Origin of the sequence: Nocardia sp. NPDC052316, from assembly GCF_044547795.1 — a bacterium.
In the GTDB taxonomy this organism is placed as follows: domain Bacteria; phylum Actinomycetota; class Actinomycetes; order Mycobacteriales; family Mycobacteriaceae; genus Nocardia.
Map to the genome: position 1 here is coordinate 213866 of NZ_JBIUBB010000006.1, position 22375 is coordinate 236240.

General features: G+C 65.3%; 26 protein-coding genes and 4 tRNA genes. 19 read left to right on the top strand and 11 right to left on the bottom strand.

Features of this window, described 5'->3' with window-relative positions:
* Positions 1 to 15 precede the first annotated feature (15 nt).
* From ACIHA7_RS28805 to ACIHA7_RS28815, 3 genes are all read right to left on the bottom strand, one after another.
* Positions 16 to 450, bottom strand: a complete 435-nt coding sequence (locus ACIHA7_RS28805; protein WP_397294058.1) for an SRPBCC family protein — start codon at positions 448 to 450, stop codon at positions 16 to 18.
* 146 nt (positions 451 to 596) lie between these two features.
* Entirely contained in the window at positions 597 to 1814 is a 1218-nt protein-coding gene (locus ACIHA7_RS28810) for a lipid-transfer protein (RefSeq protein WP_397294059.1), read from the bottom strand.
* Complete coding sequence (locus ACIHA7_RS28815) at positions 1811 to 2797, bottom strand: MaoC/PaaZ C-terminal domain-containing protein (protein ID WP_397294060.1); 987 nt, start codon at positions 2795 to 2797, stop codon at positions 1811 to 1813. The genes ACIHA7_RS28810 and ACIHA7_RS28815 overlap by 4 nt, the downstream gene beginning before the upstream one ends.
* Positions 2798 to 2919: 122 nt before the next feature.
* Between ACIHA7_RS28815 and ACIHA7_RS28820 the strand changes: the two genes are divergently transcribed.
* Positions 2920 to 3963, top strand: a complete 1044-nt coding sequence (locus tag ACIHA7_RS28820) for an AraC family transcriptional regulator (protein ID WP_397294061.1) — start codon at positions 2920 to 2922, stop codon at positions 3961 to 3963.
* Between the two features lie 127 nt (positions 3964 to 4090).
* Here the strand turns inward: ACIHA7_RS28820 and ACIHA7_RS28825 are convergent, their stop codons facing one another.
* The 5 genes from ACIHA7_RS28825 to ACIHA7_RS28845 all read right to left on the bottom strand — a co-directional run bounded on the left by ACIHA7_RS28825 (position 4091) and on the right by ACIHA7_RS28845 (position 8792).
* Complete coding sequence (locus ACIHA7_RS28825) at positions 4091 to 4957, bottom strand: SDR family oxidoreductase (RefSeq protein WP_397294062.1); 867 nt, start codon at positions 4955 to 4957, stop codon at positions 4091 to 4093.
* Between the two features lie 150 nt (positions 4958 to 5107).
* Positions 5108 to 6253, bottom strand: coding sequence for an acyl-CoA dehydrogenase family protein (locus tag ACIHA7_RS28830; RefSeq protein WP_397294063.1), 1146 nt, complete (start codon positions 6251 to 6253; stop codon positions 5108 to 5110).
* Positions 6254 to 6708: 455 nt separating this feature from the next.
* Positions 6709 to 7680, bottom strand: coding sequence for an acyl-ACP desaturase (locus ACIHA7_RS28835; RefSeq protein ID WP_397294064.1), 972 nt, complete (start codon positions 7678 to 7680; stop codon positions 6709 to 6711).
* A 284-nt stretch (positions 7681 to 7964) separates the two neighbouring features.
* Positions 7965 to 8558, bottom strand: coding sequence for a DUF937 domain-containing protein (locus ACIHA7_RS28840; protein WP_397294065.1), 594 nt, complete (start codon positions 8556 to 8558; stop codon positions 7965 to 7967).
* Positions 8559 to 8719: 161 nt separating this feature from the next.
* Positions 8720 to 8792: transfer RNA gene (locus tag ACIHA7_RS28845), tRNA-Lys, on the bottom strand.
* 862 nt (positions 8793 to 9654) lie between these two features.
* Here ACIHA7_RS28845 and ACIHA7_RS28850 point away from each other — a divergent pair.
* The 4 genes from ACIHA7_RS28850 (at position 9655) to ACIHA7_RS28865 (ending at position 10726) form a co-directional block, all read left to right on the top strand.
* On the top strand, positions 9655 to 10320 hold the full coding sequence (locus tag ACIHA7_RS28850; RefSeq protein ID WP_397294066.1) for a TetR family transcriptional regulator: 666 nt from the start codon (positions 9655 to 9657) through the stop codon (positions 10318 to 10320).
* A 95-nt stretch (positions 10321 to 10415) separates the two neighbouring features.
* Positions 10416 to 10488: transfer RNA gene (locus ACIHA7_RS28855), tRNA-Glu, on the top strand.
* 28 nt (positions 10489 to 10516) lie between these two features.
* Positions 10517 to 10590 (top strand) — tRNA-Asp (locus ACIHA7_RS28860).
* A 59-nt stretch (positions 10591 to 10649) separates the two neighbouring features.
* Positions 10650 to 10726 (top strand) — tRNA-Phe (locus ACIHA7_RS28865).
* Between the two features lie 1002 nt (positions 10727 to 11728).
* Here ACIHA7_RS28865 and ACIHA7_RS28870 read toward each other — a convergent pair.
* The 3 genes from ACIHA7_RS28870 to ACIHA7_RS28880 form a co-directional block, all read right to left on the bottom strand.
* On the bottom strand, positions 11729 to 12088 hold the full coding sequence (locus tag ACIHA7_RS28870) for a hypothetical protein (protein ID WP_397294067.1): 360 nt from the start codon (positions 12086 to 12088) through the stop codon (positions 11729 to 11731).
* Positions 12089 to 12447: 359 nt separating this feature from the next.
* Positions 12448 to 12981, bottom strand: a complete 534-nt coding sequence (locus tag ACIHA7_RS28875) for a kinase (RefSeq protein WP_397294068.1) — start codon at positions 12979 to 12981, stop codon at positions 12448 to 12450.
* The gene (locus tag ACIHA7_RS28880) at positions 12978 to 13850 is read right to left on the bottom strand and encodes a GntR family transcriptional regulator (protein WP_397294069.1); all 873 of its coding nucleotides are present in this window, start codon (positions 13848 to 13850) and stop codon (positions 12978 to 12980) included. Before ACIHA7_RS28880 ends, ACIHA7_RS28875 begins: the two co-directional genes overlap by 4 nt.
* 189 nt (positions 13851 to 14039) lie before the next feature.
* Between ACIHA7_RS28880 and ACIHA7_RS28885 the strand changes: the two genes are divergently transcribed.
* From ACIHA7_RS28885 to xerC, 14 genes are all read left to right on the top strand, one after another.
* On the top strand, positions 14040 to 14531 hold the full coding sequence (locus ACIHA7_RS28885; RefSeq protein WP_397294070.1) for a hypothetical protein: 492 nt from the start codon (positions 14040 to 14042) through the stop codon (positions 14529 to 14531).
* 50 nt (positions 14532 to 14581) lie between these two features.
* Complete coding sequence (locus tag ACIHA7_RS28890) at positions 14582 to 15148, top strand: DUF2637 domain-containing protein (protein WP_397294071.1); 567 nt, start codon at positions 14582 to 14584, stop codon at positions 15146 to 15148.
* A 13-nt stretch (positions 15149 to 15161) separates the two neighbouring features.
* Positions 15162 to 15422, top strand: a complete 261-nt coding sequence (locus ACIHA7_RS28895; protein WP_397294072.1) for a hypothetical protein — start codon at positions 15162 to 15164, stop codon at positions 15420 to 15422.
* Positions 15422 to 15781 (top strand): hypothetical protein, encoded by a 360-nt coding sequence (locus ACIHA7_RS28900; protein ID WP_397294073.1) that lies wholly within the window; start codon positions 15422 to 15424, stop codon positions 15779 to 15781. The genes ACIHA7_RS28895 and ACIHA7_RS28900 overlap by 1 nt, the downstream gene beginning before the upstream one ends.
* A complete protein-coding gene (locus ACIHA7_RS28905) occupies positions 15781 to 15999 on the top strand; it encodes a hypothetical protein (protein WP_397294074.1) in 219 nt (72 codons plus the stop codon). The genes ACIHA7_RS28900 and ACIHA7_RS28905 overlap by 1 nt, the downstream gene beginning before the upstream one ends.
* Complete coding sequence (locus ACIHA7_RS28910) at positions 15999 to 16643, top strand: hypothetical protein (protein WP_397294075.1); 645 nt, start codon at positions 15999 to 16001, stop codon at positions 16641 to 16643. The genes ACIHA7_RS28905 and ACIHA7_RS28910 overlap by 1 nt, the downstream gene beginning before the upstream one ends.
* Positions 16576 to 17310: a hypothetical protein gene (locus tag ACIHA7_RS28915; protein WP_397294076.1), complete on the top strand. Its 735-nt coding sequence runs from the start codon at positions 16576 to 16578 to the stop codon at positions 17308 to 17310. Before ACIHA7_RS28910 ends, ACIHA7_RS28915 begins: the two co-directional genes overlap by 68 nt.
* A gap of 11 nt (positions 17311 to 17321) precedes the next feature.
* Entirely contained in the window at positions 17322 to 17633 is a 312-nt protein-coding gene (locus ACIHA7_RS28920; RefSeq protein ID WP_397294077.1) for a hypothetical protein, read from the top strand.
* Positions 17630 to 17845, top strand: coding sequence for a hypothetical protein (locus ACIHA7_RS28925; RefSeq protein ID WP_397294078.1), 216 nt, complete (start codon positions 17630 to 17632; stop codon positions 17843 to 17845). Before ACIHA7_RS28920 ends, ACIHA7_RS28925 begins: the two co-directional genes overlap by 4 nt.
* A 201-nt stretch (positions 17846 to 18046) precedes the next feature.
* Positions 18047 to 18295, top strand: coding sequence for a hypothetical protein (locus ACIHA7_RS28930; RefSeq protein WP_397294079.1), 249 nt, complete (start codon positions 18047 to 18049; stop codon positions 18293 to 18295).
* Positions 18295 to 18921, top strand: a complete 627-nt coding sequence (locus ACIHA7_RS28935) for a hypothetical protein (RefSeq protein WP_397294080.1) — start codon at positions 18295 to 18297, stop codon at positions 18919 to 18921. The genes ACIHA7_RS28930 and ACIHA7_RS28935 overlap by 1 nt, the downstream gene beginning before the upstream one ends.
* A complete protein-coding gene (locus ACIHA7_RS28940; RefSeq protein WP_397294081.1) occupies positions 18921 to 20615 on the top strand; it encodes a replication initiator in 1695 nt (564 codons plus the stop codon). The genes ACIHA7_RS28935 and ACIHA7_RS28940 overlap by 1 nt, the downstream gene beginning before the upstream one ends.
* 14 nt (positions 20616 to 20629) lie before the next feature.
* Positions 20630 to 20848, top strand: coding sequence for an excisionase family DNA-binding protein (locus ACIHA7_RS28945; protein ID WP_397294082.1), 219 nt, complete (start codon positions 20630 to 20632; stop codon positions 20846 to 20848).
* Positions 20849 to 20979: 131 nt separating this feature from the next.
* The gene (gene xerC / locus ACIHA7_RS28950; RefSeq protein WP_397294083.1) at positions 20980 to 21969 is read left to right on the top strand and encodes a tyrosine recombinase XerC; all 990 of its coding nucleotides are present in this window, start codon (positions 20980 to 20982) and stop codon (positions 21967 to 21969) included.
* Positions 21970 to 22375 lie beyond the last annotated feature (406 nt).

The window sequence follows — 22375 nt, forward strand, 5'->3', positions numbered from 1 at the left end:
AGTAGGTGCGTACGGTCAGGCCAGCAGGCCGGCGAGGTTGGTGAGGGAGGCGTCGAGTTCTTTGGTGCTGGCGCGTTCGATCGCGCCGCCGATGGCGCCGACCATCATCTGGCTGACGAACTCCGCGTCGATACTGACCTCGGAAACGTTGTCGCCCTTGGCCGCAACGGTGAGGGTGAAGGTGATCCGCGCGCCCGCCAGGCCCGTGCCGGAGAATTTCGTCGAGTTCGGCGCGTCGTACTCGTCCACCGTGAAGGTGATGGTGTTGGCCATCCCCATGATGGTGAGCACCTCGGTCATGGTGGCCCCGGTGGACAGCTGAGCGGGCGGCGGCTCCTTCCACTTGGTGTGCACCGTCAGCCATTCCGCGAAGCGGTTCGGGTCGGACAGCACCGCCCACACCTTCTCCTGCGCGGCCGGAAACTCTCTGGAACCGTTGGCTTGTGCCATGGAATTGATCCTTACTCGGGTGGATGGACGCTGACCGGTGTTGCCCAGCGCGGGCGGTGATTTCGTGGGTACATGGGTAACTCGCCGGGTACGGGCTGGCTCGGGTACGACGCCGCCGCCTGTCGCCGACGCGGCTGCCGCGGCACTCAGGTCTGGCTTGAATCCGCGGGGCGGGCGAGCCGGTACGCGGTGACGATCGCCGCGCCGCCCAGCCCGATGTTGTGCGCGAGCGCAACTTTCGCGCCGTGGACCTGGCGCGCATCGGCCTCGCCACGTAACTGCCAGGTCAGTTCGGCGCACTGCGCCAGGCCGGTGGCACCGAGCGGATGTCCCTTGGAGATCAGGCCGCCGGACGGGTTGACCACCCACCGCCCGCCGTAGGTGGTGTCCCCGGCGTCGATCAGCTCGTGTCCCTCGCCGGTACCGCAGAGGCCGAGCGCCTCGTAGGTGAGCAGTTCGTTGGGGGAGAAGCAGTCGTGTAGCTCGATCACATCGAGGTCGTCGGGGCCGATGTCAGCCTGCTCGTACACCTTTCGCGCGGCCGCGGCGCTCATGTCGACACCGACCAGCGAGCGCGCCGTGTTGGTAGCGAAGGTGGATTCGAGGTCGGTCACCATGGCTTGGCCGACGATCTCCACGGCTCGGTCACCGAGGTCGTGCTCGTCCACGAAGCGTTCGCCGGCGAGCACCGCCGCGCCGGAACCGTCGGAGGTGGGCGAGCACTGCAATCGGGTCAGGCCGAGCGGCTCGTAAACCATTTTCGCGCTGGCGATCTCGTCGAACGAGTACACGTCCTGGAACTGCGCGTACGGGTTGTCGGCCGAATGTCGGTGGTTCTTCTCCGCGATCTTGGCGAAATGTGCTGGGGTGGAGCCGTATTGCTCCATGTGCTCGACGCCCGCGGCCCCGAACATCCAGGGCGCCACCGGCATCGCGAAGTCCCGCAGTCGGGCCAGCGCCTCGATGTGGCGCAGCAAGGGCTGCTCGCGATCGGTGTATCCGGCCTCCAGCGAACCCGACTGCATCTTCTCGAAGCCGAGCGCAAGGGTGCAGTCGGCGAGCCCGCCGCGAATCGCCCTGGCGGCCAGGTACAGCGCCGACGATCCGGTGGAGCAGTTGTTGTTCACGTTGACCACCGGCAGTCCGGTCAAGCCGAGCTCGTAGACGGCGCGCTGGCCGCTGGTCGAATCGCCGTAGACGTAGCCGACGTACGCCTCCCGCACCTGGTCGTAGCGGATGCCCGCGTCCGCGAGTGCCTTGCCGCCGGCTTCCTTCGCCATGGCCGGGTAGTCCCAGCCTGCGCGGCGGCCCGGCTTCTCGAATTTCGTCATGCCGACACCGATCACAAAAACTCTGTTGGTCATGGTGCTTCCTTCTCGATTGCGGGCTCGAACTCCGCGAGCCCGTCCTGGATGACGAATCGGTCGCTGTCCGAGCAGGTTTCGAAGGCGTAGCGGTCACGCCCGCCGTGCCTGCCGGTGGCCCACGCCGCGGTGGTGATGGTCTGACCGGGGAACGCTGGCGAACTCAGCCGCACGGCCAGCCTTTTCAGCCGGGTCGGGTCGTCCGGGCTGATCCGGGTGATCAGCGCGTGTGAGATGAACGCGATCGTGCACAGGCCGTGCACGATGATCCCGGGCAGCCCCATCGCCTTGGCGAACTCGTCGACGAGGTGGATCGGCATCGGATCGCCTGCGGCGCGGGCATAGCGGAAGGTCTGGTCGGCGTCGAAGGTCTGGGCCGTGGTGAAGTCCGGCTCACGGGCCCGCAGGTTCTCATCGAAGGAGTGCGCCGGGCTCGGCTCGCCGCAAGCGCCGTCGAATCGGCCACCGCGGAAGAAGCCGACGAAGTACTGCTCGTTGACGAGGTCGCCGCGGCTCACGCTGTAGGTCTCGATGTGCGAGGTGACCACCACGCCCGAGGATTTGCCCTCGATCCCGACCGGCCGCGCGCGCACCTCGAGCAGCTCACCGGGCTCGATCGGCCGGTGGAACCGGAAGTCGTGCTCGCCGTGCAGGATCCGCAGCATCAGATCGTCGGGCACCACCGACATCGCGGCGTCGGCCATCATCACCGTGACCGGCACCACGGCGAAAACCGGTGGCGCGTATACCCCGTCGCGATGGTGCCGGATCGGATCGTTGGTCGCCGCGGCGTAGGCGATCGTGCGCGCCCGATCCACCTCGAACCGGTCCCATGCACCCCAGCCGCCCAGCCGGTCCAGGTTGAAGGTCGTCCCGTCCGGCACCGCCGCCGGTGTGCCGCGGGAGTTCCCGCGCTCCGGCTTGCAGACGAGCGCGGCGCCCTGTGTCTCGTCCGGCCGCTCGGCCGTCGCGTCGTTGCCCATAACCCAACGCTAGGAATCGGCACCCCCGCTCGGGATGACCGCGCGGCGCACGTTCGGTGACCGCCGCGCTCACCGCATCCGGCCTGGTAGGTTCGCCTCGACCAGGGACGCAGGAGGTATTGGTGACGGCGAGGACGGTGCCGATCGACTTCGTGCGCTCCGCCGTCGCCACCGCGGAGCGACAAGGCGTCGACATCGGCCAGCTGCTCAGCAGCGTGGGGGTGGCACCGGAGTTGCTCGCCCAGGATCGTGCGCGCGTGACGGTCGAGCAGATGGCCGCGACGATGCGGCAGCTGTGGCGGATCACCGACGACGAACTGTTCGGCCTCGGCCCGGCGCCGGTGCCACGCGGGTCGACCAGGCTGGTCGGCTTCGGCTTGGTCGGCTGCCCCGATCTCGGTTCGGCGATCGCACGGTTCGGCGAATACCAGCGACTGCTGCCCGGATTGCCGCCGATGGCGGTGGTCACGACCGGCGGGCGCACTCGGTGCACGCTCGATACCAGCGTGCTCGCCGCGGCCGAAGAGCTGCTCACCGTGTTCCTGCTCGCGGCGATCCACCGAATGATCTCCTGGGGCATCGGCCGCCGAGTTCCCTTGCGCCAGGTCGAGTTTCCGTATCCGCGTCCGCGCAATGTCGCCGACTACGACCTCGTCTTCGGTGCTCCGCTCGTCTTCGAGGCCACCACCGCGGCGATCACCTTCGACAGCGAACTACTCGCCGCCCCGCTCACCAAGACCGAGGAAGACCTCATCGACTGGGCGCGCAACGCCCCGATAGATGTGCTGTCCCGGCGCGACTACGGGACCTCGCTCGCCGAGCAGGTCCGCAAGATCCTCGCGCGCGGACTGCACGGTGGGCGCGAGCGGTCGGCCGGCCGGGCGGGTGAGCACTGGCCGACCGCGGACGAGGTGGCCAAGCGGCTGGCCATGAGCCCGCAGACGGTGCGGCGCAAGCTCGGCGAGGAGAGCACCTCGATCACCCAGATCCGCGAGGACATCCTGCGCGACGCCGCGGTGGCCAGCCTGGTGCGCGGCGACGAGACGGTGGAGGCGCTATCGGCTCGGCTCGGCTTCTCCGAACCAAGCGCGTTCCGGCGTGCGTTCCGCCGCTGGACCGGCAGTCCGCCCGGCTCCTACCGAAATGCGCCGCCGGCGGAAAGCTGAATCCAGCCGCGGGTGGCAGTGCCGTGGGATCGATCGGGATGCCGCGTGAGCGAAGTGGAGATAGGCGGGTCGCGGTGAGCGAACTCCGGCTGCCCGGACGCCGAAGTCGGCTCGGGGGCGGCGCTGCTCACTCTCCGCGCAAACGACGGTGGTACCTCTCCCGAATCTCCGGATCGGGCTGGGCGTAAGCCGTTGTCGCCCCGGTGATTCGCGCGACCACGAGCTGCGCCCGGTACGGCAGCAACTGCGCGGACTTGATGATCGCGGCCAGCCTGCGCGGCACGGTGACCAACGGCTTGCCCTTGACCACCGTGCGCACGATCGCCTGCGCGACATCCTCGGGGTCTACCGTCGTCATCGGCTCGATCCACCCCGGCATGTTGGCACCGGCCGACAGCTCGGTGCGCACGATGCCGGGCAGCACCGCCGAGACCTGCACGCCGTGCTCTTTCAGTTCCAGATGCAGCGCGGAGGTGAAGCCGACCACCGCGTGCTTGGTCGCACAGTAGGTGGCCAGCCCCGGAAAGCCTTGCGTCCCAGCCAGGGACGCGATGTTGATGAGGTGCCCGCTGCCGCGCGCCAGGAAGCGCTGGGTGGCCAGCCGCGACCCGTGGATCACCGCGCGCAGGTTGATGTCGACGATCCGGTCGGTCATCGCCTCGTCCTCGTCCGCGAACAACCCGGTCGGCATGATGCCCGCGTTGTTGACCAGCACGTCCAGCGGCCCGAGCTCCTTTTCGAGGGTGTCGAGGAACGCGGCGAACGATGCGCGGTCGGTCACGTTCAGCGGCAGGCCGATGATCCTGGCCGCCGGGTCGGCGCCGAGTTCCACCGCGGTTTTGTCGACCAGCTCCACATCGATGTCGCCGATCGCCACCGCCGCGCCCGCCCCGAGGAACGCCTCGGCGGTGGCTCGGCCGATCCCGCGCGCTCCGCCGGTGATCGCGACGACCTTGCCGCTGAGCGACGCTTCGCCATTCGGTGCACTGGTCATTTTCTCGGCCTCCCTGTGGCCCGCGGGGTTCGGCAGGGGTGGCCCGGCCCGTCGGTCACAGCCACCTCGGCGCTGTATCCAGTGTCGACGCTCGGCGAAGGATTGATTGCGGATTCGGCAATCACGGTGCGGCGGAGCAGAATCGGGCGCTCAGAGGCCGCGCGCGATGATCTCCTTCATGATCTCGTTGGTGCCGCCGTAGATCTTCTGGATCCGCGAATCGGTGAAGATCCGCGCGATCGGATACTCGGCCATGTAGCCGTAGCCGCCGAACAGCTGCAGACAGCGGTCGGCCAGAATGTTCTGCTGCTCGGACAGCCACAGCTTGGCCTTGGCCGCAGTCGGAATGTCCAACTCGCCTGCGATGTGCTTCTCGATGCACTCGTCCAGGAAGCTCCAGCCGACCGTGACGGCCGTATCGCACTCGGCCAGCGTGAATTTGGTGTTCTGGAACGCGAAGATCGGCTTGCCGAAGGCGCTGCGTTCCTTGGTGTACTCCAGGGTCAGCTCGACCGTCTTCTCCATCGTCGCCATCGCGGTGACGGCGATGATCAGCCGCTCCTGCGCCAGCTGCTGCATCAGCTGGATGAAGCCCATGTTCTCGGCCGCGCCGATGAGGTTCGCGCGCGGCACCCGCACGTCGTCGAAGAACAGTTCGCAGGTGTCCTGCCCGTGCTGGCCGATCTTGTGCAGATTGCGCCCTCGCCGGAAACCCGCCCGGCTCGTCTCGACCGCGATCAGCGACAGCCCGCCCGCGCCGCCCTGCTCGTTGGTCTTGGCGACCACCAGCACCAGGTCGGCCAGGAAACCGTTGGAGATGAACGTCTTCGCGCCGTTGACGACGTACTCCTCGCCCTGCACGGTCGCGGTGGTGCGGATCGCCTGCAAATCCGATCCGGTGCCGGGTTCGGTCATCGCGATCGCCGCGACCATCTCGCCGGAGGCCAGCTTCGGCAGCCAGGTCTTCTTCTGCTCGTCGGTGCCGTAGCCGGCGAGGTAGTGCGCGATGATCGTGCTGTGCACCGGCCCGCCGAAGCTGGGTGCCAGCGCGCGCACCTGCTCGATGGCGATCACCGCGTCATGCCGGAAGTCGCCGCCCCCGCCGCCGTACTCTTCCGGGATGCTCGGGCACAGCAGGCCGAGCTCGCCCGCGCGCAGCCAGACCTCGCGGTCGATGTGCTGCTGCTGGGCCCAACGCTCCTCGTGCGGTGCGCACTCCTTGCCGAAGAAGTCACGCGACAGTTCGGCCAGCGCGTCCATCTCCGCATCCATCCACCGTGAGCGGTGCCTTGCCATGTTCGCCCGTCCCTTCGCGCATCCGACGCCGTCGTCGTGACCTCACGGTAGAAACCGCCGGAGCGGACGGGGAGGACCGAGCCGCCCGAATCCGATGACCGCAGCGCTCTCGTACCGGCGCAGGGATAATCACTGATTCGGCACTCCGACAAGCGGCACATCAATGGTGTGACGAATGGGTTCGAGCCGAATACAACGTGCGGTCGGCGAACGATGCGAACGAGCTCGAATTTCCTGGTTCCAACTGGAAGATCGCCGAGACGGGCGGAATCGACGTCGCGCCATGATGTCGGTGAAAGGCGACCGTCACGATGTTTGAAGGTTTATTGCGTCGAAGCGATCTTCGACGCAATAAACCTCAAAACTCGGTAATTGCTGAGGCAGCGTTAGCCGAACATACGCGAGCCGCCGCCCGGAAAGTCCGGGCGACGGCTCGAGGTCTATCGGAAGCGAGCTCAGCTCGCGGTGCTGCTCGCCATCTGGCGTTCGGCCTTGGCGGCCTCGCGGGCGAGCATGCGGTCGCGCTGCTCCTCGAACTTCACCACGTCCTTGCCGAGCTTGTCGAGGTACGCGGCGAGCCGCTCGCGGCAGGCCTCGCCGCGACCGGTGAAGTCGGTGCGGTCGAAGATGTTCCACTTCTTGAGCACCGGCTGCACCACCTCTTCCATGTGCTGGCGCAGGTCGTAGATGCCGTGCTTGGCCATCAGCACGCCGTTGCGGCGGAAGTTGGGCATACCCGCGCCGGGCATCTGGAAGTTCTCCAGGATCAGCGTGATGGCCTCGATCGTCTGGTCCGGGGCCAGGTCGAGCGCGGCGCCGCACATGTTGCGGTAGAAGATCATGTGCAGGTTCTCGTCCGCGGCGACGCGCTGGAGCATGCGGTCGGCGATCGGGTCGTCGCAGACCTTGCCGGTGTTGCGGTGGCTCACCCGGGTGGCCAGCTCCTGGAACGTCACGTACGCGACGGAGTGCAGGAAGCCCGCGTCGGCCTCGGTCGGCGACGCGAAACCGTTGGTCATGTGGATCATTCGCGCCTCTTCGAGGGCGACCGGATCGACGCCGCGGGTGACTACCAGGTAGTCGCGCATCACGATGCCGTGCCGGTTTTCCTCGGCGGTCCAGCGGCCGACCCAGGTGCCCCACGCGCCGTCCTGGGAGAAGTTCTCGGCGATCTCGCGGTGGTAGGAGGGGAGGTTGTCCTCGGTGAGCAGGTTGGTGATCATGGCGGCTTTCGCGACCTCGTTCAGCCGGGACTGCTCAGGATCCCAGTCGATGCCCCCGAGTGCGGCGAAATTGCGGCCTTCATCCCACGGGACGTAGTCGTGCGGATGCCATTCCTTTGCCAAGGAGAAGTGCCGGTTGACGTTTTCTGCGGCAACCGGCTCCAACTCCGTAAGAAGCTCGAGTTGAGTCAGATCCCTTGCCATGTATGAACCCTTCAGTCTGTGCGTCCGGTCGTGCAGGTCATCCCCCCAAGGTAGACCGATGCCGTGCGGCCATACCTTACGGCACCGTAGGTGTGATGCGAAACGCATCCGAATGCCTGTTGATGCCCCGTGATACACGTCATACGCCCTCGTTGGCGCTCGGCGACCACTGTCGAGTGTATGGCTTCGGCCCGCAGCGAGGGGATTATCGCTACGGGCCGAGCAGTGTTAGCGCGGCGTGCCGCACTGCACACGCGAGGGTCGGATCGTATAGTCCGCCCCGGTCAGCGTTTCCCGCCGAACAGACCGCCGAGTACGTTTCCCAGCGCGCCGCCGGCGTTCTTGGCCAGTGCCTCGCCGATCGCGCCGCCGATGCCGCCGCTCTTGCTGCTGCCGCCGAGCAGCCCGCCGAGCAGGTCGCCGATCCCGCCGTTACCGGCTTGCGACTGGGTCTGCGGCGCGGCGTCCGCGCCGCCGCCGGTGAGCTGCTTGGCCAGGTAGGCGAGCACGATCGGGGCGAGGATGGGCATCAGCTTGGCGATCAGGTCGTTGCCGCCGGTGCCCTCCGTCGAGCCGAGCGCGCTGATCACCGTGTTCTTCTCGTCGCCGAAAACGTTCTCGACGATCTTCGAGCCGTCGGCGACGTCGACCTGGTCGATGTCCACCTGACCCGCGCCCTCGACCAGGCCACCGTGGTTGTCCAGTGCGCCGACCAACGAGGCCGCGCCCTCGGGTCGGGTCGCGTTCGCCTGCAGACCGCCGAGCAGGGTCGGCAGCGCCGCTTGGACCGCGGTGGTCGCGGTGTTCTCGTCTACGCCGAGCTTCGCGGCGATCTGGGCGATGGGTACCTGAGCGAGCAAATCATCGAAGGAAGTCATCAGCTCCGCCTTGTCGAGGGAAGACCAGGATTGCCCCTGTCGCGCTCACAGTAGGGGAATGCTCGGAGGGAGCGCGGTCTTTCGAGCCCGCGCGCCGGGGGTGCGATGACGGCCGCTGCGAAACGAGATCGGGCGCCCGGTAGAACCGGGCGCCCGACAAGTGCCCCCAGTAGGGCTCGAACCTACGACCTGCGGATTAAAAGTCCGTAGCTCTACCAACTGAGCTATAGGGGCGCGGTGGGCCAGTGTAGTAGGCGCTGCCGCGATGGCCCAAATGGGGGAGCGGGCGCGTCGCGCGTCCGCCGCTGCCGCTGTGCGCGGTTGTCGGGGTGGGCCGGCAATCCGGCGCCGAGACTTGTTGTGGCGCCTGGTAACGCGGGGCGTGTGGCGCGCGATCCTGTCGGTAAACATTTGGTACCCAACTTTGTTCATCGCGCCGATAATTGGCTACCATCCAATCATGTTGGCTAGCAATGTCTTTGGATTTGCGGGGGGTGAGGGGTCTGAGCTCGGGTGCGTGCGCCGGTGGGGTGAGCGGGCAGGCTCGCGGCCGAGGGCCGGTGCGCCGGTCGGCCGGTCTCCTCGGGTGAACGTTGCTGCGACGCTGACGAATTGGGGGACCGGGTATGCGCGAAAGTTTGGTTGCGAGATGTTTGCTGTAACAGTAAACCGACCCGATCAGTTACCTGACTCGTCGGTTTGCCGCGTGTCGGATGTGGTTTCCGGGTACGGTGACGACTTGATGAATTCCGGAAGAATCGCCGACTGGTCCGGTGATTCGGAATTCGGCTTATCGTTGATGTGCCCGAACTCGTCGCGACCGGTCCGGCCGATCGCGGCTTCCCTGAAGACAACGCCGCGGGAGGCAGATCCGAGACAAAGGAATACCCGGGTGCGCACCCCCTGCGGTGCACCCGGGCAGGAAAACTATACCAGCTGGTGTGTTTCAGGTTTTTCGCAAGTTTTCGTACCGAAAGTTTGAAACTGGGCGAAAACCCGGTTTGAAGTATTGATAAAACTCATAACTTCGCGCCAAGGGCCCGTTCCTTTGGGGGTGGCTGTTTGGCGGCGAGTAGGCTTCGGAGGCGTTTCGAGCATGGCACGGCAGCAAGAGCGGGCCCGCCGGACACGTGCGGCGATTATCAGGTCCGCCGCCGTTGAGTTCGGGAAGAGCGGCTACGCCGCTGCATCGCTCAACCGCATATTGGAAGGGTCGCGCGCCACCAAGGGCGCCATGTACTTCCATTTCGATTCCAAGGAAGATCTCGCGCGCGCCGTACTGGAGACGGCGGTCGAACGCTATCGCGCCTCGGCCGAGCGTTGGCTCGGCCGAACGGATCTCGGACCACTGGACGTCATGCACGGCATGATCGACGAGATGGCACTACGGCTCGAACACGACATCATCGTGCAAGCCGAATACCGGCTGATCATCGAACCGGACTTCTACCGAGACGTGCAAAGCGGTGGCGGACGGATCCTCGGGCGCGCCACCCGCGCGCTCACCGTCCGCGCCATCGATCAGGGACAGCTGCGCGCCGACGCGGACGCGGACCGGTTCACCCGCACCCTCACCGCCGCACTGGCCGGCCAGCGCTACCTGGTCGACGCCCACGGCACCGGCATCGATCTGCGCGCCCGCTTCGAGGAAGCACTCGAAGTCGTCGTCGAGTCCATGGCCACCCCGGAATGGACCGAGAAGTTCCGCAACGACGGCTGGCGCACGCGCGCCCGGCTCGAAGAGCTCAGTTTGGGCCTTTGACCAGCCGGTTTGGGAAACGAGTCCGGTCTGTCATAAGCTAACCGGGCTCCCAACGGATAGCCGTTGAAGCCGGTTCCGGAGAAATCCGGAGGCGAGCCCCCTTCGTCTAGCGGCCTAGGACGCCGCCCTTTCAAGGCGGTAGCGCGGGTTCGAATCCCGTAGGGGGTACGGTCTTCGGACCGTTGGTAGTACGCAAGGCCCTGTGGCGCAGTTGGTTAGCGCGCCGCCCTGTCACGGCGGAGGTCGCGGGTTCGAGTCCCGTCAGGGTCGCAGAAGAGGCGCCGGAGCAATCCGGCGTTTCGCGTATGGCATTCAACTCGGGTGCCTGCGGCCAGGTAGCTCAGTTGGTACGAGCGTCCGCCTGAAAAGCGGAAGGTCGCCGGTTCGATCCCGGCCCTGGCCACCAAATCCCCTCGACATATCACCAGGTCGGGGGGATTTTCGCGTTCGTACCCCCTGGGGGCACCTGGTGATTGTTGACCTTGGTTGACCGGCGAATACCGGGGCTTGAGGCACGCGGGGTGCACGAGCGCTCCGGCGACTTCACTCCCCCCACCTTCCTCATACTGGCCATCCCTGAGCCGAGGGAGGGCGTGTCAAGGGCGTCCTTTCCCTTGACTCGTCCGAGTGAGGTCAGACAATTGGGCCATGAGGAGGCGGGGAGCCACGTGACCCATAGCCCCATCCCTCACCGCGGCTTCCGTTCCCTACTCGGCTCCACCGACCGGGACCACAGCCAGTCACCCCGTCCGGCGCCGGCCGATTCGTGCTCGGGCTGCGGAAGAGCAAGCCGGGTACGGCTCACGTCGTGCCCACACCTATTCGGATATGCCAAAAGCGACCCTGAGTGTCCTGGAGTGACATTGGAGGCGCATGCCGTGCCGCCGACGCGCTCGACGCGCCGGGGCGACGTTCCATCAGACCCGCTGCGCGTCGTAGCGCGGCGGCGGCGCGGTAGCGCCGCCGCAGGCGCTCTTGATCCTCAATGGCGGAATTCGGCAACAACCGTCGTTGGTGAGGCGCGTACGGGAACCCCGGGACTGTGAAGCTCGCGCAGCCTGATCAGACATCGACACGGGCTCCTGGTCGTGGAATGGGCTGCGTTCCAACGGTTCCGGTCGGAGGGCTGGCGTAGGGTGGTGCCACCTCTTTCCGAGGGGCGGTGGACATGGTCCAGACATCGCGCCCAGGAAGGAGGTGGTGGGTTTGGCGAAACATCGCCGGAAAAAGCAAGAGGCTCCGGTCGACTACGGCATCATCTTGGTAGTTGCCGCCGTGGTCGCCGGAGCGCTCGTGCTGGTCCGCTGGAAGCGGGCTAAGTAACCCATCGGATGGGGCGTCGTAGAGGCGGCGTCCCATCCTCCAGCATCACTTGCGTGACATGTACAACTGTACACACTGTACGCACCTACGCAGCGCTGATCGCGGCGTGCATCAAGGCGTCGGTTCGCTCGGCTCTCGTAGCTAAAGCGTCAAGAGCACGCTGGACCGGGTCGACTGCGAGTTGGATCGCCGAGATGGTCTTGATGGGGAAGTTGTCGACAAATGGACTGAGGGGCGTAGCAACGATGCCCGCTGCACCTGCGCTGAGTGAAGCGGTGATTCGGCGAGATGATCCGTCCCACAGTCGGAAGGCGTCCCCCGCGGCTTCGTGGATGGCATTCACTTCGTCCACGCTGACCTTGGCGATCTTTCCCCCTACCGGCAAGACACCCGCATGGCGAGCCGCTCGCGCGAACGTGGTGTCGAACACAGTGCCTCCGAACATCGGATGACTGTAAATGGTGGCGGGACTGGGCAGTTGACGAAGAAGGTCTAGCGCTTCAAGCCGGGTGAAGTCTCGTAGAACTGCCATTGGAGTTACCCCCCGGCTTGCTGCGTGGCGAAAGTCGGCGGGCTGCCAGCAACACGGAAGGAGCCTGGATGGCTCGGCGACCTCAAGCCACAGGTCGAGGATTGCGGCGCGCTGGTTGGCGTCGAGAAGGTCACCTCGTGTAGTCGATCCGGACAAGATGAAGTAGTCCACCCATGTTCGTGCAGCTCGTTGTGCATAGCGTCGGGTGGCCGAAACGTCGACAGTGCCTTGGTCTGTCCGAATGGTGAGTGCGGGAACGACTACGTCGAACGTCATGACGGTCGCACGACGCGATGGATTGCGTCCGCTGACGCAATGGGATCGAGGAGGGACGTGTCGACGCTAATATCGGCGTCGGTAAGCTGCGGTGTCGCATCCCACGCCCTAAGTCGAGCCTCAACATCGCCGGTGCTCCGGCCGATGATTCGTGACTCTGCTACATCTCGCGGGCACCACAGTTGCCCGATGGTCCACGTTGCCGTTGGGGTGGCGCGGCGTACGGCGGTGATGACTTCGGGTTGCCCGGCATGGACGACGGGAATCAGGTCGCCGTCGAGCATTTCGACCAACCTCGGACGATCGATGACGTAGCGCGCGTCGTAACGCGTGTTCTCCCATACGATCTCGCCGGATCGCTCGAGTTCGGCAAGCACATTAGCTGTAACCATCCGGTAGCCGATCGTCCGGCCCGGACCGAGCTTCATTCGGTGGAACAAGCGGTACCGCGGATCGAACGCTGTCAGAGCGAAGGTGACTGTGTCCTTCCCCGATGCAGGAGGGCCATAAAGCACCAATCCCTGACTCACGCGGTGGTCTCGTTCTCTGCTGATCGCCGGATATCGTCGAGAAGGCGTCGAGCTTGGGCCTGAAGCGGCTCGCTGTCAGGATCGTTGTCGACTACGACGTGCGGCGCCTCGGGGCGAAACGACAGATCGACACGGCTGACGTAGTCGTCCCAGTTGGCAAGCTTCCAACTGTCACGGGCAGCCCCTCGGCGGCGAAGGTAGAGGTGCATGGTTTCGATGGTGCATCGGACCCATACGAACGTGACCTCCGCGTTGTCGGCACCCATCCGAGCAACGACGTTCTCGACCCAGGATCGGTCATTGAATTCGCGCAGGTAAGGCGCGGTGCCGATGCAAGAGTTGCCACATTCGATGTTGTCGTGGATGACCGCTTCCAGAGCTTCGTACTCGCGTGGGCGAATCCGCGTCAGATAGATGTCGGATTCCCGGTCATCGAAGGTCGAGCCAAGGTCTTCGAGAGCTGGCTCAATGATTGGTCGGGCGATCGTGTCCTTGTCCAGCAGCGCCCAGCCGGTGCAGCGCGCCAGTACACGAGCGAACTCCGACTTCCCGCTGCCGGGCCAGCCGCCGACGAGTATCACCTGGGGCCGGACGGGGCGGAGCGGCTCAGGTATCGCCAGCCGAATGCTGAGATCCGCAGGGATCGTCACGACCCGCCCGGATCTTGCCTTACTGGTGACGAATCCGTCCTTGGTCAGTAGATCCATGGCTTCGCTGATGGTGAAGACGCTGACGTCCCACTTGGCGGCCAGCTCGCGAGTGGATGGCAACCGCTCGCCGTCGCGGAGGCGTCCGGCCTCGATGTCGTTCCGTATGGCCTGAGCGACTCGCCGATGCATGGGCATCCGCGATTGCTGTGACTCGGGCATGGGTTCCTCCAATACCAGTTGACGCGCAGAGCCTAACAGTTGACCTTGGAAAGTTCCGTGTCAGTACAACTGGGGCGCACTTAGCTGCACTTTTGCTGGAAATAACAGTTGATATGCTTCATAACAACTGATAGGTTCGTGATATTCCGCACACAGGGTGCGGGGTTTACGAACCGCAGGGAGTACGCAATGGCGATCCAGAGGGGTCACAAGTTCCGTATCGAGTCCGACGAGGCGTTCCCGCAGAAGCTGATCTTGCTGGGGACCATCACGCAGAAGATGAAGTACAACCCGGACCCTCGGGCGTTGCCGGAGCCGGTGTTCGACATCGACCGGGAAGGGCAGGGGACTGGCCTTCCGGTGTGGGTGGCTTCGGTGACCGATCCGCATGAGGGTGCTGAGGGCAGGGCGGCGCGGGCGTCGTTCCAGATCGAGTTCGTTGCGTCGCATCAGCCGGTTCCGGTGACCGATGAGATCGTGCCGGGCACGGGGATGCGCATGATCGAGCTGGAGGGATTGACCGCTGAGCCGACGGTGGTGCGGCAGGGGTCGGGGGATAAGAACTTCTCCTACGTCGCTTACCGGTTCCGCGCGACCGGGATCAAGGGCGATACCTCCGGTGCCAAGCAGGCCCCGAACGATCCGGGTGCGTCCCGGCCCGCGGCTTCTAAGGCGGCGTGATGATGGCGGCGGGCCAGGTAGCGGGGAAGCGTTGGGCGCGCTGGTCCGCCGTGGTCATCACCGTGGTGATCGGGGTAGCCGCGTTCGTCGTGAGCTTCGCTGCGTTGCGTGATCTGGCGATTCTTGCCAACACTCCGAAGCGGTGGGCGTGGCTGTTCCCGGTGATCATCGACGGCACCATCATTCAGGCCACGATTTCGGCCCTGGTGCTGCCCGAACGTCGCTGGTTTTCCTGGGTACTGGGCATCGGTGCGCTGGTCTCGATCGCAGGCAACTCTCTGCACGCGGTCGCGGCCGGACAGGTGTTGCCCTGGTGGGCTTCGGCGCTCGTCGCTGCGATCGCCCCGATTTCACTGCTGGTGGATACCCATGGTCTGGCGTTGCTGTTCCGTGCGGCCCAACCCGGTTCGGCGGTCGAGGTCGATCCGGTAGGTATGCCGGCCGATCTGGTCGCGGAGGTATCCGCAGATCCGGTGCCCGAACCGGTCCAGCCTTCCCCTGTTGAACCCCTGCCTGCGCCTGCGCCGGTTGCTCGGGTTCGTCCCGCACCGACACCGGTGCGTTCTATTCGTCCCGTGCGGCCGGTGCAAGAAGCCCTGCCGATCACGGTTTCCTGATCAGGAGTTCCTGATGGCTGAAAAGTACTACCCACGACACACCACCGGTGCTGATGACGACGTGCTGGTGACGATGGCCGTGCAGCACGTGTCCTTCGATGTCCACTATTTCGACGGCAAGATCCTGGTGTACTTCGGGTCCGCCTGCGGGATGCACCTGAGCGCCGAACAGGCCCAGTCGCTGAGAGACCTGCTTGATGCGGGCATCGCTGATGCCCTGGACGCCCGCGAATCAGCTTCTGCGCGTGTCGATCTGGTGAAGGCGGCGGCGTGATGTCCACCTTCAATTCCGTTCCGAATCCGCCGTTCCTGGCCGTGGTGCTTGGGGTGCCTGCGGTCACGATCATGGCGACAGCGGTGCTGCTGACCGCCGACCGCACCCCGGCTCCGGTGTCGTATCAGAGCAGTACCCGTGCTGATGGATGCGCGATGTATTGCGACGACGCAGCGCCCACGGCGTTGTTCGTCAGTGCCGGTCCCAACGCTGGCGGCGATGGGTGCGTGATGTTCTGCGAGGACGTGCCCAAGGCGTCGTTGCGGGACGCCAACTGTGCTGATGCGCCGCCGTTGATCAATTTCCGGCCGTGGAAATGCGATCCCATCGATGCGCCTGAGCCGAAGGGTGGCCGGTGATGAGTACTCCTATCGCGGGTGAGTTGCGGAACGTGAAATACGTTGCGGCGTCACCGTTCGAGCCGGTCGAGTCGGCGGCTCGAATGTCGTTCCTCGTCGGCGGCACTGAGGTGGTGCTGAGCATCGATGATGCCCGGCTGCTGAGTCAAGTGGTGCCGAACGTGCTCGCTGAGCATTCGGTGTCGCTGTCGTTCGAGCCGCTGCGGGGGTGGGTGTGATGGCGCTGACTGATCTCGCTCTGGCCGGTGGTGCGGTCCTGGGCGCTGCTGGGCTGATGTGGATGCGTTCACTCGGTGCCGGTGTCCGCCCGGTGACGGTGGCCGATATCGCCGCGGTCGCGCCGGTCGAATTGCGTACGGCTGTGTCGATTCTGGCTGATCCGCCGCAGACGAACATGATGCTGGCCGCGCTGGATCTGGGTTCGCCCGAGTCCGGGTTCCCGTACGTCGAGTGCTGGGACTACGACGCGCACGGCCTTTACGCCGATGTGCTGATGCTGGGCGGTCAGAAGCTCAAGGACTGGAACAACGAGGACGTGTGCGCCCAGTTCGCGACCTACCTCGGGGTGGCTGAGGTGACGGTGTCGTCACCCGCGCCGAGCTGGGTTCGTCTTCAGGTGAGGGTGTACGACACTCTCGCCGCTCCGACACCGGCGTCGGTAGCGGTCCCCAACGTTGTGGACCTGGAGGCGATCCCGGTGGGGATGCTGGAATCCGGGGACGTGTGGAAGCTGGCGGTGCTGTACCGGCATCTGCTCATTGCTGGGGGCACCAACGCCGGTAAGGGGGGGGCTGGTGTGGGCGATCATCGCCGGACTGGCTCCCGCGATCAAGGCCGGACTGGTGGAGTTGTGGGTCGCTGATCCCAAGGGCGGCATGGAGTTCTGGCGGGGCCGCAAGCTGATGGTCCGCTGCGAATTCACCGACGAGGGCATCGTCACCATGATGGGCGAGGCCGAGCAGCTGATGCTCGAACGGGCGAACCGCTGCCGGGAAGCCGGTATCGAAAAGCACGTCCCGACTGTCGATGAACCGTTGATCGTGATCATTGTCGATGAGGCCGCGTCTATGACGTCCTACGCGGACAAGGCCACGATCGAGAAGTTCGAACGTCACTACGGCAAGCTGCTCACCCAGGGCCGCGCTCCGGGGTTCTGCGTGATCACCTGCGTGCAGGACCCCTCCAAGGAGACCCTGCCCATGCGTCAGCTGATCCCGGTGCGGATCGCGTTGCGCCTGGACGAGAAAACCCAGATCGGCATGGTGCACGGCGACTCCGCCCGTGACCGGGGTGCCCGCTGCGACCAAATCCCTTACAACACACCAGGTGTCGCCTACGTCCGCGACGACGGCACACCCAACATCGTGCGGGCACGCTCCTACTTCGTCTCCCGCGAGGACATCGGCTACCTGGTCGAGCACTACACCCCCGACTACAACCGCGAGCCCGAACGGCCCGCGATCGCTGAGTACGCCGATTTCGACCCTGATGACCTCGGTGACGAGAACGAAGACGGGGTGGCGGCATGAAACGAGGATTCGTGACCGAAACTCACGTCGTCATCTACTGCGACATGTGTGGCGACATCTACACCGAGAACACCGGTGAGTCGATCTGTTTCGACTCCACCCAACAGGCCGTGGACTACATCCAACTCCGCTCGGCCGGTGTCGGCTGGGTCTACGACGGTGACCGGATCTGGTGTGACGGCTGCATGGCCGCCGATCACTGCGACCGCAACGGCCACCAATTCCCCAACACGTGGCAGGCCACCCGACGCCTGCTCGGCATCTCCACCCGTTCCCGCACCTGCATCGTATGCGGCATCCCTGAAATCGAGGCCCTGCCATGACCATTCGCCACCTGAACCCCGCTGACGGGTGCGACCGTGACGACATCGACGCCGCGATCCACCTGCGTTCGGCCCGCCGCTGCCACCTGGAGCGCCGCGGCTTGGACTCGATCGCCATCGCGGTCCGCCTGCTCGCCGAGACCGGCGAAGCGCCTGGCTGGGATGACGGGCTGGACGATGTCGACGGTTCTGATTGGGACTGGGCAGCATGAGCACCGTTCGGGGGCCGATCTGCTGCGGGACATCGATGTCCATTGAGCGGGTCAGCGTGTGGCCCGACGGAGATGTCATGCACTGCTACGAGTGCGGGCACTGGGAACCCTACGAGACCAGCGACAGCGGCCATTACTGCGGCGATCCCGAATGCGAACGCTGCGGCAGCTGGCCGCGCAACGACGGCCGGGCACGTTCCGATGACCGCTGATTCCAGCCGCAGAACCGTGCAGTGGGGCGTACTGATCGGACTGGCGGTGCGCCCCCTGCCCAAAGCCCGCAACGTCACTGACGCGGTGCTCTACGCCTGCCATCTCCAGACCAGCAAACGACTGAAAGCCAGTGTGGTGTACCGGGATTCGGACACTGAGAACTGGCGCAGATGGATCGATGAAACCCCGGTGCCGACACAGCTGGCGCTGGATTTGTACGACAAGGAGGCCCAGTGATGGCCGCGAAAAGCAGTGAGACACATAAGGAACCGGCCGAGGTGGTCCTGGAGGCCCTCGCGATGCTGGTGTGGCTGATCCTCCAGGCGGCCGTGGTGACGTTGTGGTGGGCGGTGTTGTTCCCGGTGGTGTCGATTCCGGTCGCGGGAGTGGTCGCCGCCGGCCTTTTGCTCGGGTGGCCGTGGGCGGTCGTGGTGGTCGGGGTGTCCATCGCGGGGATGGTGCTCTGGCGTGCGAAGCATCCGGAGACCTTCGAGCGGTGGCTGTCCGGCCGTGCACGTGCCCGGTTCCTGCGCTGGTGGCGCTACCGGCTGCGCTGGGACAAGCGACTGCAAGCCTGCAAACTCACCGTGGACACCAGCACGGCAACCTTCGTTCCCCGGCTCCAGAACGCCCAGATCGGGAAGGTCACTGACCGGGTGCGGGTGAAGATGCTCCCCGGCCAATGCCCCGACGACTACGAAAACCGCGTCGAGCGCCTGGCCCACACCTTCGAAGCCCTCGAATGCCGCGCAACCATCGTCGGCCCCGGCGTCATGGAGCTGGTCTTCCGCTACGCCGATGCCCTCGCCGAACCCGTCGACCTGCCCCGCATCGTCCCCCGTTTCCGGAAGGGCGCCGCCTGATGAACACCACACCCGAACCAGCCCAGGCGGGAGGGACAGCGGCTCAGCGCCGCGCCCTACCCAACCTCTTCGGGATCGCCCAGGCCGCCGCCGAGCAGTACCAGGTGTGCAAACGCCCGATCGCCATGCGGATCGAGGACCCCAAGACCGGCACCATCACCTACGAGGGCTCGCCGTGTAAGTCCACGATCGAATCGGTGTGCCCGGCCTGCGCCAAAGCCAACCGGCTGCTACGGATCGCCCAATGCCGCGAAGGCTGGCACGCTGAGTCCGAACCCATCGCCCCGGCCACGGACCCGACCGACGAGCAAATCGGATTGCTCACTCAGCGTGCTGATTTCGTGGCCCAGTACCGCAAGGCTGTGCAAGACGACGACGCTGAGCTTGCCGACGAAACCCGTGCGCTCATCATCGAACTCGATCAGCAACTCCGGGACTCCGGGCTGCGTGGTCGTCTACCGGCCCTGGAGGCCACCGCCAAGGATCGGCGTCGACGCTCCACACGTCGCCGTCAGGACGTGCCGAACCTGCCCCGCCGCAAGGTCACCAAACGCACTGTCGGAGCACCGATCGGGGGACACCTGTCTTCCATGTTCGTCACCTTGACCATGGACAGCTACGGCAAGATCCACCAGGACGGCGCGGTTAACGGCAAAGGCCAACCCTGCTCGGACGGTTCACCGGTCGACCCCGATCACTACGACTACCCTCGCGCCGCACGCGACATCGTGTTCTTCTCCCGGCTGGTCGACCGGTGGATTCAGAACCTGCGTCGTGCGGTCGGTTACGACGTGCAGTACTTCGCTACGGTCGAACCACAGAAGCGCGGTGCCCCGCACCTGCACATCCTGATCCGGGGCGCGATCTCGCGCGAGATCCTCAAGCAGGTCACCGCAGCTACCTACCACCAGGTGTGGTGGCCGCGCTTCGACGCCGAGAACCAGGTCTACGGCGGCACGCACCTGCCGGTGTGGGACCACAAGAAGGCGACGTTCGTAGATCCGGATACCGGGCGGGCGCTGACCTACTGGGATGACGCGCTCGACATCCTCGACGCCGTGGATGACCTCGAGCCTGCGCATACGGTGCGGTTCGGGGCGCAGATGGACCGCAAGCAGATCACCGGCGTCGCTGCCGGGACGGAAAAGGCCGGCCGGACCATCGGCTACGTCACCAAGTACCTGGTCAAGTCCATCGCCGAAATCGTTGAGCCGCAATCCGATCGCGCCGCCGAGCATTACGACCGATTGCACGCTCAGCTGCAGCACACCCCGTGCTCGCCGCGCTGCGCGGTCTGGCTGACATACGGCATCGTGCCCCAGGGCGCCAGCGATAAGACCGTGCCCGGTCGCTGCCGAGGCAAAGCACACCGCCGAGACACCCTCGGCTTGCCTGGCCGCCGAGTCCTGGTCTCGCGCAGGTGGTCCGGCAAGACCCTGCCTGACCACAAGCAAGACCGTGTCGAGTTTGTTCGGCAATTGCTCGCCGACGCCGGAATCATCAAACCCGACACCAGTCACTTCAAAGTGACGCCGGTCGAACCTGGCGACAAGTCCCGGCCCCTGCGCGAGCACCTGATCATGGGCGCGATCGCCAAACGCACCACCTGGCGCGCCGAACTCGTCAGAGCCCAACTGGCGGCCGACCTACCAGAGCCACCAGAAACTTCGGCAATTCAGCAAGCAGCGGCATAGGGGAGGGCAGAGCAATGGATATCGCACCGAGATATGTGGACGTAGCAGGCGCAGCGGTGTATCTGGGGACGGGAGAACGCTTCATTCGTCGGCTGATCGCCGAACGGCGAGTCGCGTTCCACAAAGTCGGCACCCATGTGCGATTCAAGGTCAGTGACCTGGAGGCGTTCGCACAAGCTGGCCGGGTAGAACCGATTTCGGTTCGCTGGAGCGGCGGCAAGGCGGTGGCGTAATGGGGCGCAGGCGTTTCGGCTCCGTGCGCAAGTTGCCATCAGGACGGCACCAAGCATCATTCATCGGCCCGAATGGTCAGCGGCAGACGGCTCCCCACACGTTCCGGACCAAGACTGACGCGGACAAGTGGTTGGTCAAGGTCGAAGCGGATATCAGTCGAGGTACCTGGCTGGACGAGCAATTGGGTCTCACGCTGTTTCGTGACTACGCCAGCGACTATCTCCGGGATAACCCGGATGTCGGTGCGCGATGGGAGGAAACCTGTCGGCGGAACATGCGGTTGCACATGGCCGAGCTTCTCGACAAACCACTCATCGCGATTACCGGGCCGGTCGTGCGTAGCTGGCACGCAAAGGCATTGGCGGGAACGGGCGGTAAGACCTCGATCGCGCAGTCCTACCGGTTCTTGCGCGCGGTCCTCAATCAGGCCAAGCGCGACAATGCGATCTCGGTGAACCCGTGCACGATCAAAGGCGCGGGCTCGGACGGCTCGAAAGAACGCAATGTCGCGACCGTGACGCAGGTGGCCGAACTAGTCGAGAAGATCACCCCTCGGTACAGAGCGGCTGTACTCCTGGCGGCATGGTGTGGGCTCCGGCGCGGCGAGATCATCGGCCTGGCCGTCGCCGATCTGGACCTAGAGACCAACGAGGTTCACGTGCGCCGAAATCGGGTCGAGCTGCTGGAGTCTGACGACGCGTTCGACAAGGACCCCAAGACCGACGCAGGTAAGCGACCCGTATCGATACCACCGCACCTTCGGCCGTACCTGGTCGAGCATAAGGAGAAGTGGGCGGGCAAGACCTGGCTGTTCGTCGGCCGTGACGGTGAGCGGATGCGCGGAAACGCTGTCTATCAGGCATTCGTGCGGGCACGGGAGCGTGTCGGCGTCGAGGTGACCTTTCACGACCTGCGGCACACGGGCCAGACCCTGGCCGCAAGCACCGGCGCAACTCTCGCCGACCTGAAGAAGAGGCTGGGGCACTCTTCCAGCGCAGCCGCGATGCGATACATGCATGCCGTCGACGGGCGAGACAAAGAGGTAGCAGCCGAGCTGAGCAAGCTGGCGGCCGGGGGTGATGCGGCCGGACTGCCCCGAACAATCGTCGTGCAGCACTGACAGGAGATATCGCACATGGAACGCACAACAACGAAAAAACACCCACTGATCAGCACTTTTGTGCCTGACTGAAAAGCGGAAGGTCGCCGGTTCGATCCCGGCCCTGGCCACTCGGAAGCGAGGGAACTCTGCGCGCAAAGAACGCGCGCTGGAGCTCCCTCGTCTTTTTTGTTTTGTGGGGTGCAACCCCACACCCGCTCGGCGGGGCTTCGCCCCCCGAACCCCCCGGCCGTGGTTGCGTTGGTGTGGAAGCTGCGGATCTGACTAGAACGAGCTTGTTGGTGCTTCGTCCCGAATGCCCGCCTTGGTTGCACGGAGTGGTGGCTGCGGACTCCGGTCTGCACCCCGTCGTGGGCAGGTTTCGCCTCCCAGGCCGTGGTTGTGCGGGTGGGACGTCTATGCCGTT

What these genes read in the sequence shown, in the direction of transcription:
- ACIHA7_RS28805 (WP_397294058.1), bottom strand. Translation starts at nt 450, where the DNA reads ATGGCACAAGCCAACGGTTCCAGAGAGTTTCCGGCCGCGCAGGAGAAG.
- ACIHA7_RS28810 (WP_397294059.1), bottom strand. Translation starts at nt 1,814, where the DNA reads ATGACCAACAGAGTTTTTGTGATCGGTGTCGGCATGACGAAATTCGAG.
- ACIHA7_RS28815 (WP_397294060.1), bottom strand. Translation starts at nt 2,797, where the DNA reads ATGGGCAACGACGCGACGGCCGAGCGGCCGGACGAGACACAGGGCGCC.
- ACIHA7_RS28825 (WP_397294062.1), bottom strand. Translation starts at nt 4,957, where the DNA reads ATGACCAGTGCACCGAATGGCGAAGCGTCGCTCAGCGGCAAGGTCGTC.
- ACIHA7_RS28830 (WP_397294063.1), bottom strand. Translation starts at nt 6,253, where the DNA reads ATGGCAAGGCACCGCTCACGGTGGATGGATGCGGAGATGGACGCGCTG.
- ACIHA7_RS28835 (WP_397294064.1), bottom strand. Translation starts at nt 7,680, where the DNA reads ATGGCAAGGGATCTGACTCAACTCGAGCTTCTTACGGAGTTGGAGCCG.
- ACIHA7_RS28840 (WP_397294065.1), bottom strand. Translation starts at nt 8,558, where the DNA reads ATGACTTCCTTCGATGATTTGCTCGCTCAGGTACCCATCGCCCAGATC.
- ACIHA7_RS28850 (WP_397294066.1), top strand. Translation starts at nt 9,655, where the DNA reads ATGGCACGGCAGCAAGAGCGGGCCCGCCGGACACGTGCGGCGATTATC.
- ACIHA7_RS28870 (WP_397294067.1), bottom strand. Translation starts at nt 12,088, where the DNA reads ATGTTCGGAGGCACTGTGTTCGACACCACGTTCGCGCGAGCGGCTCGC.
- ACIHA7_RS28880 (WP_397294069.1), bottom strand. Translation starts at nt 13,850, where the DNA reads ATGCCCGAGTCACAGCAATCGCGGATGCCCATGCATCGGCGAGTCGCT.
- ACIHA7_RS28885 (WP_397294070.1), top strand. Translation starts at nt 14,040, where the DNA reads ATGGCGATCCAGAGGGGTCACAAGTTCCGTATCGAGTCCGACGAGGCG.
- ACIHA7_RS28895 (WP_397294072.1), top strand. Translation starts at nt 15,162, where the DNA reads ATGGCTGAAAAGTACTACCCACGACACACCACCGGTGCTGATGACGAC.
- ACIHA7_RS28900 (WP_397294073.1), top strand. Translation starts at nt 15,422, where the DNA reads ATGTCCACCTTCAATTCCGTTCCGAATCCGCCGTTCCTGGCCGTGGTG.
- ACIHA7_RS28905 (WP_397294074.1), top strand. Translation starts at nt 15,781, where the DNA reads ATGAGTACTCCTATCGCGGGTGAGTTGCGGAACGTGAAATACGTTGCG.
- ACIHA7_RS28910 (WP_397294075.1), top strand. Translation starts at nt 15,999, where the DNA reads ATGGCGCTGACTGATCTCGCTCTGGCCGGTGGTGCGGTCCTGGGCGCT.
- ACIHA7_RS28925 (WP_397294078.1), top strand. Translation starts at nt 17,630, where the DNA reads ATGACCATTCGCCACCTGAACCCCGCTGACGGGTGCGACCGTGACGAC.
- ACIHA7_RS28930 (WP_397294079.1), top strand. Translation starts at nt 18,047, where the DNA reads ATGACCGCTGATTCCAGCCGCAGAACCGTGCAGTGGGGCGTACTGATC.
- ACIHA7_RS28935 (WP_397294080.1), top strand. Translation starts at nt 18,295, where the DNA reads ATGGCCGCGAAAAGCAGTGAGACACATAAGGAACCGGCCGAGGTGGTC.
- ACIHA7_RS28940 (WP_397294081.1), top strand. Translation starts at nt 18,921, where the DNA reads ATGAACACCACACCCGAACCAGCCCAGGCGGGAGGGACAGCGGCTCAG.
- ACIHA7_RS28945 (WP_397294082.1), top strand. Translation starts at nt 20,630, where the DNA reads ATGGATATCGCACCGAGATATGTGGACGTAGCAGGCGCAGCGGTGTAT.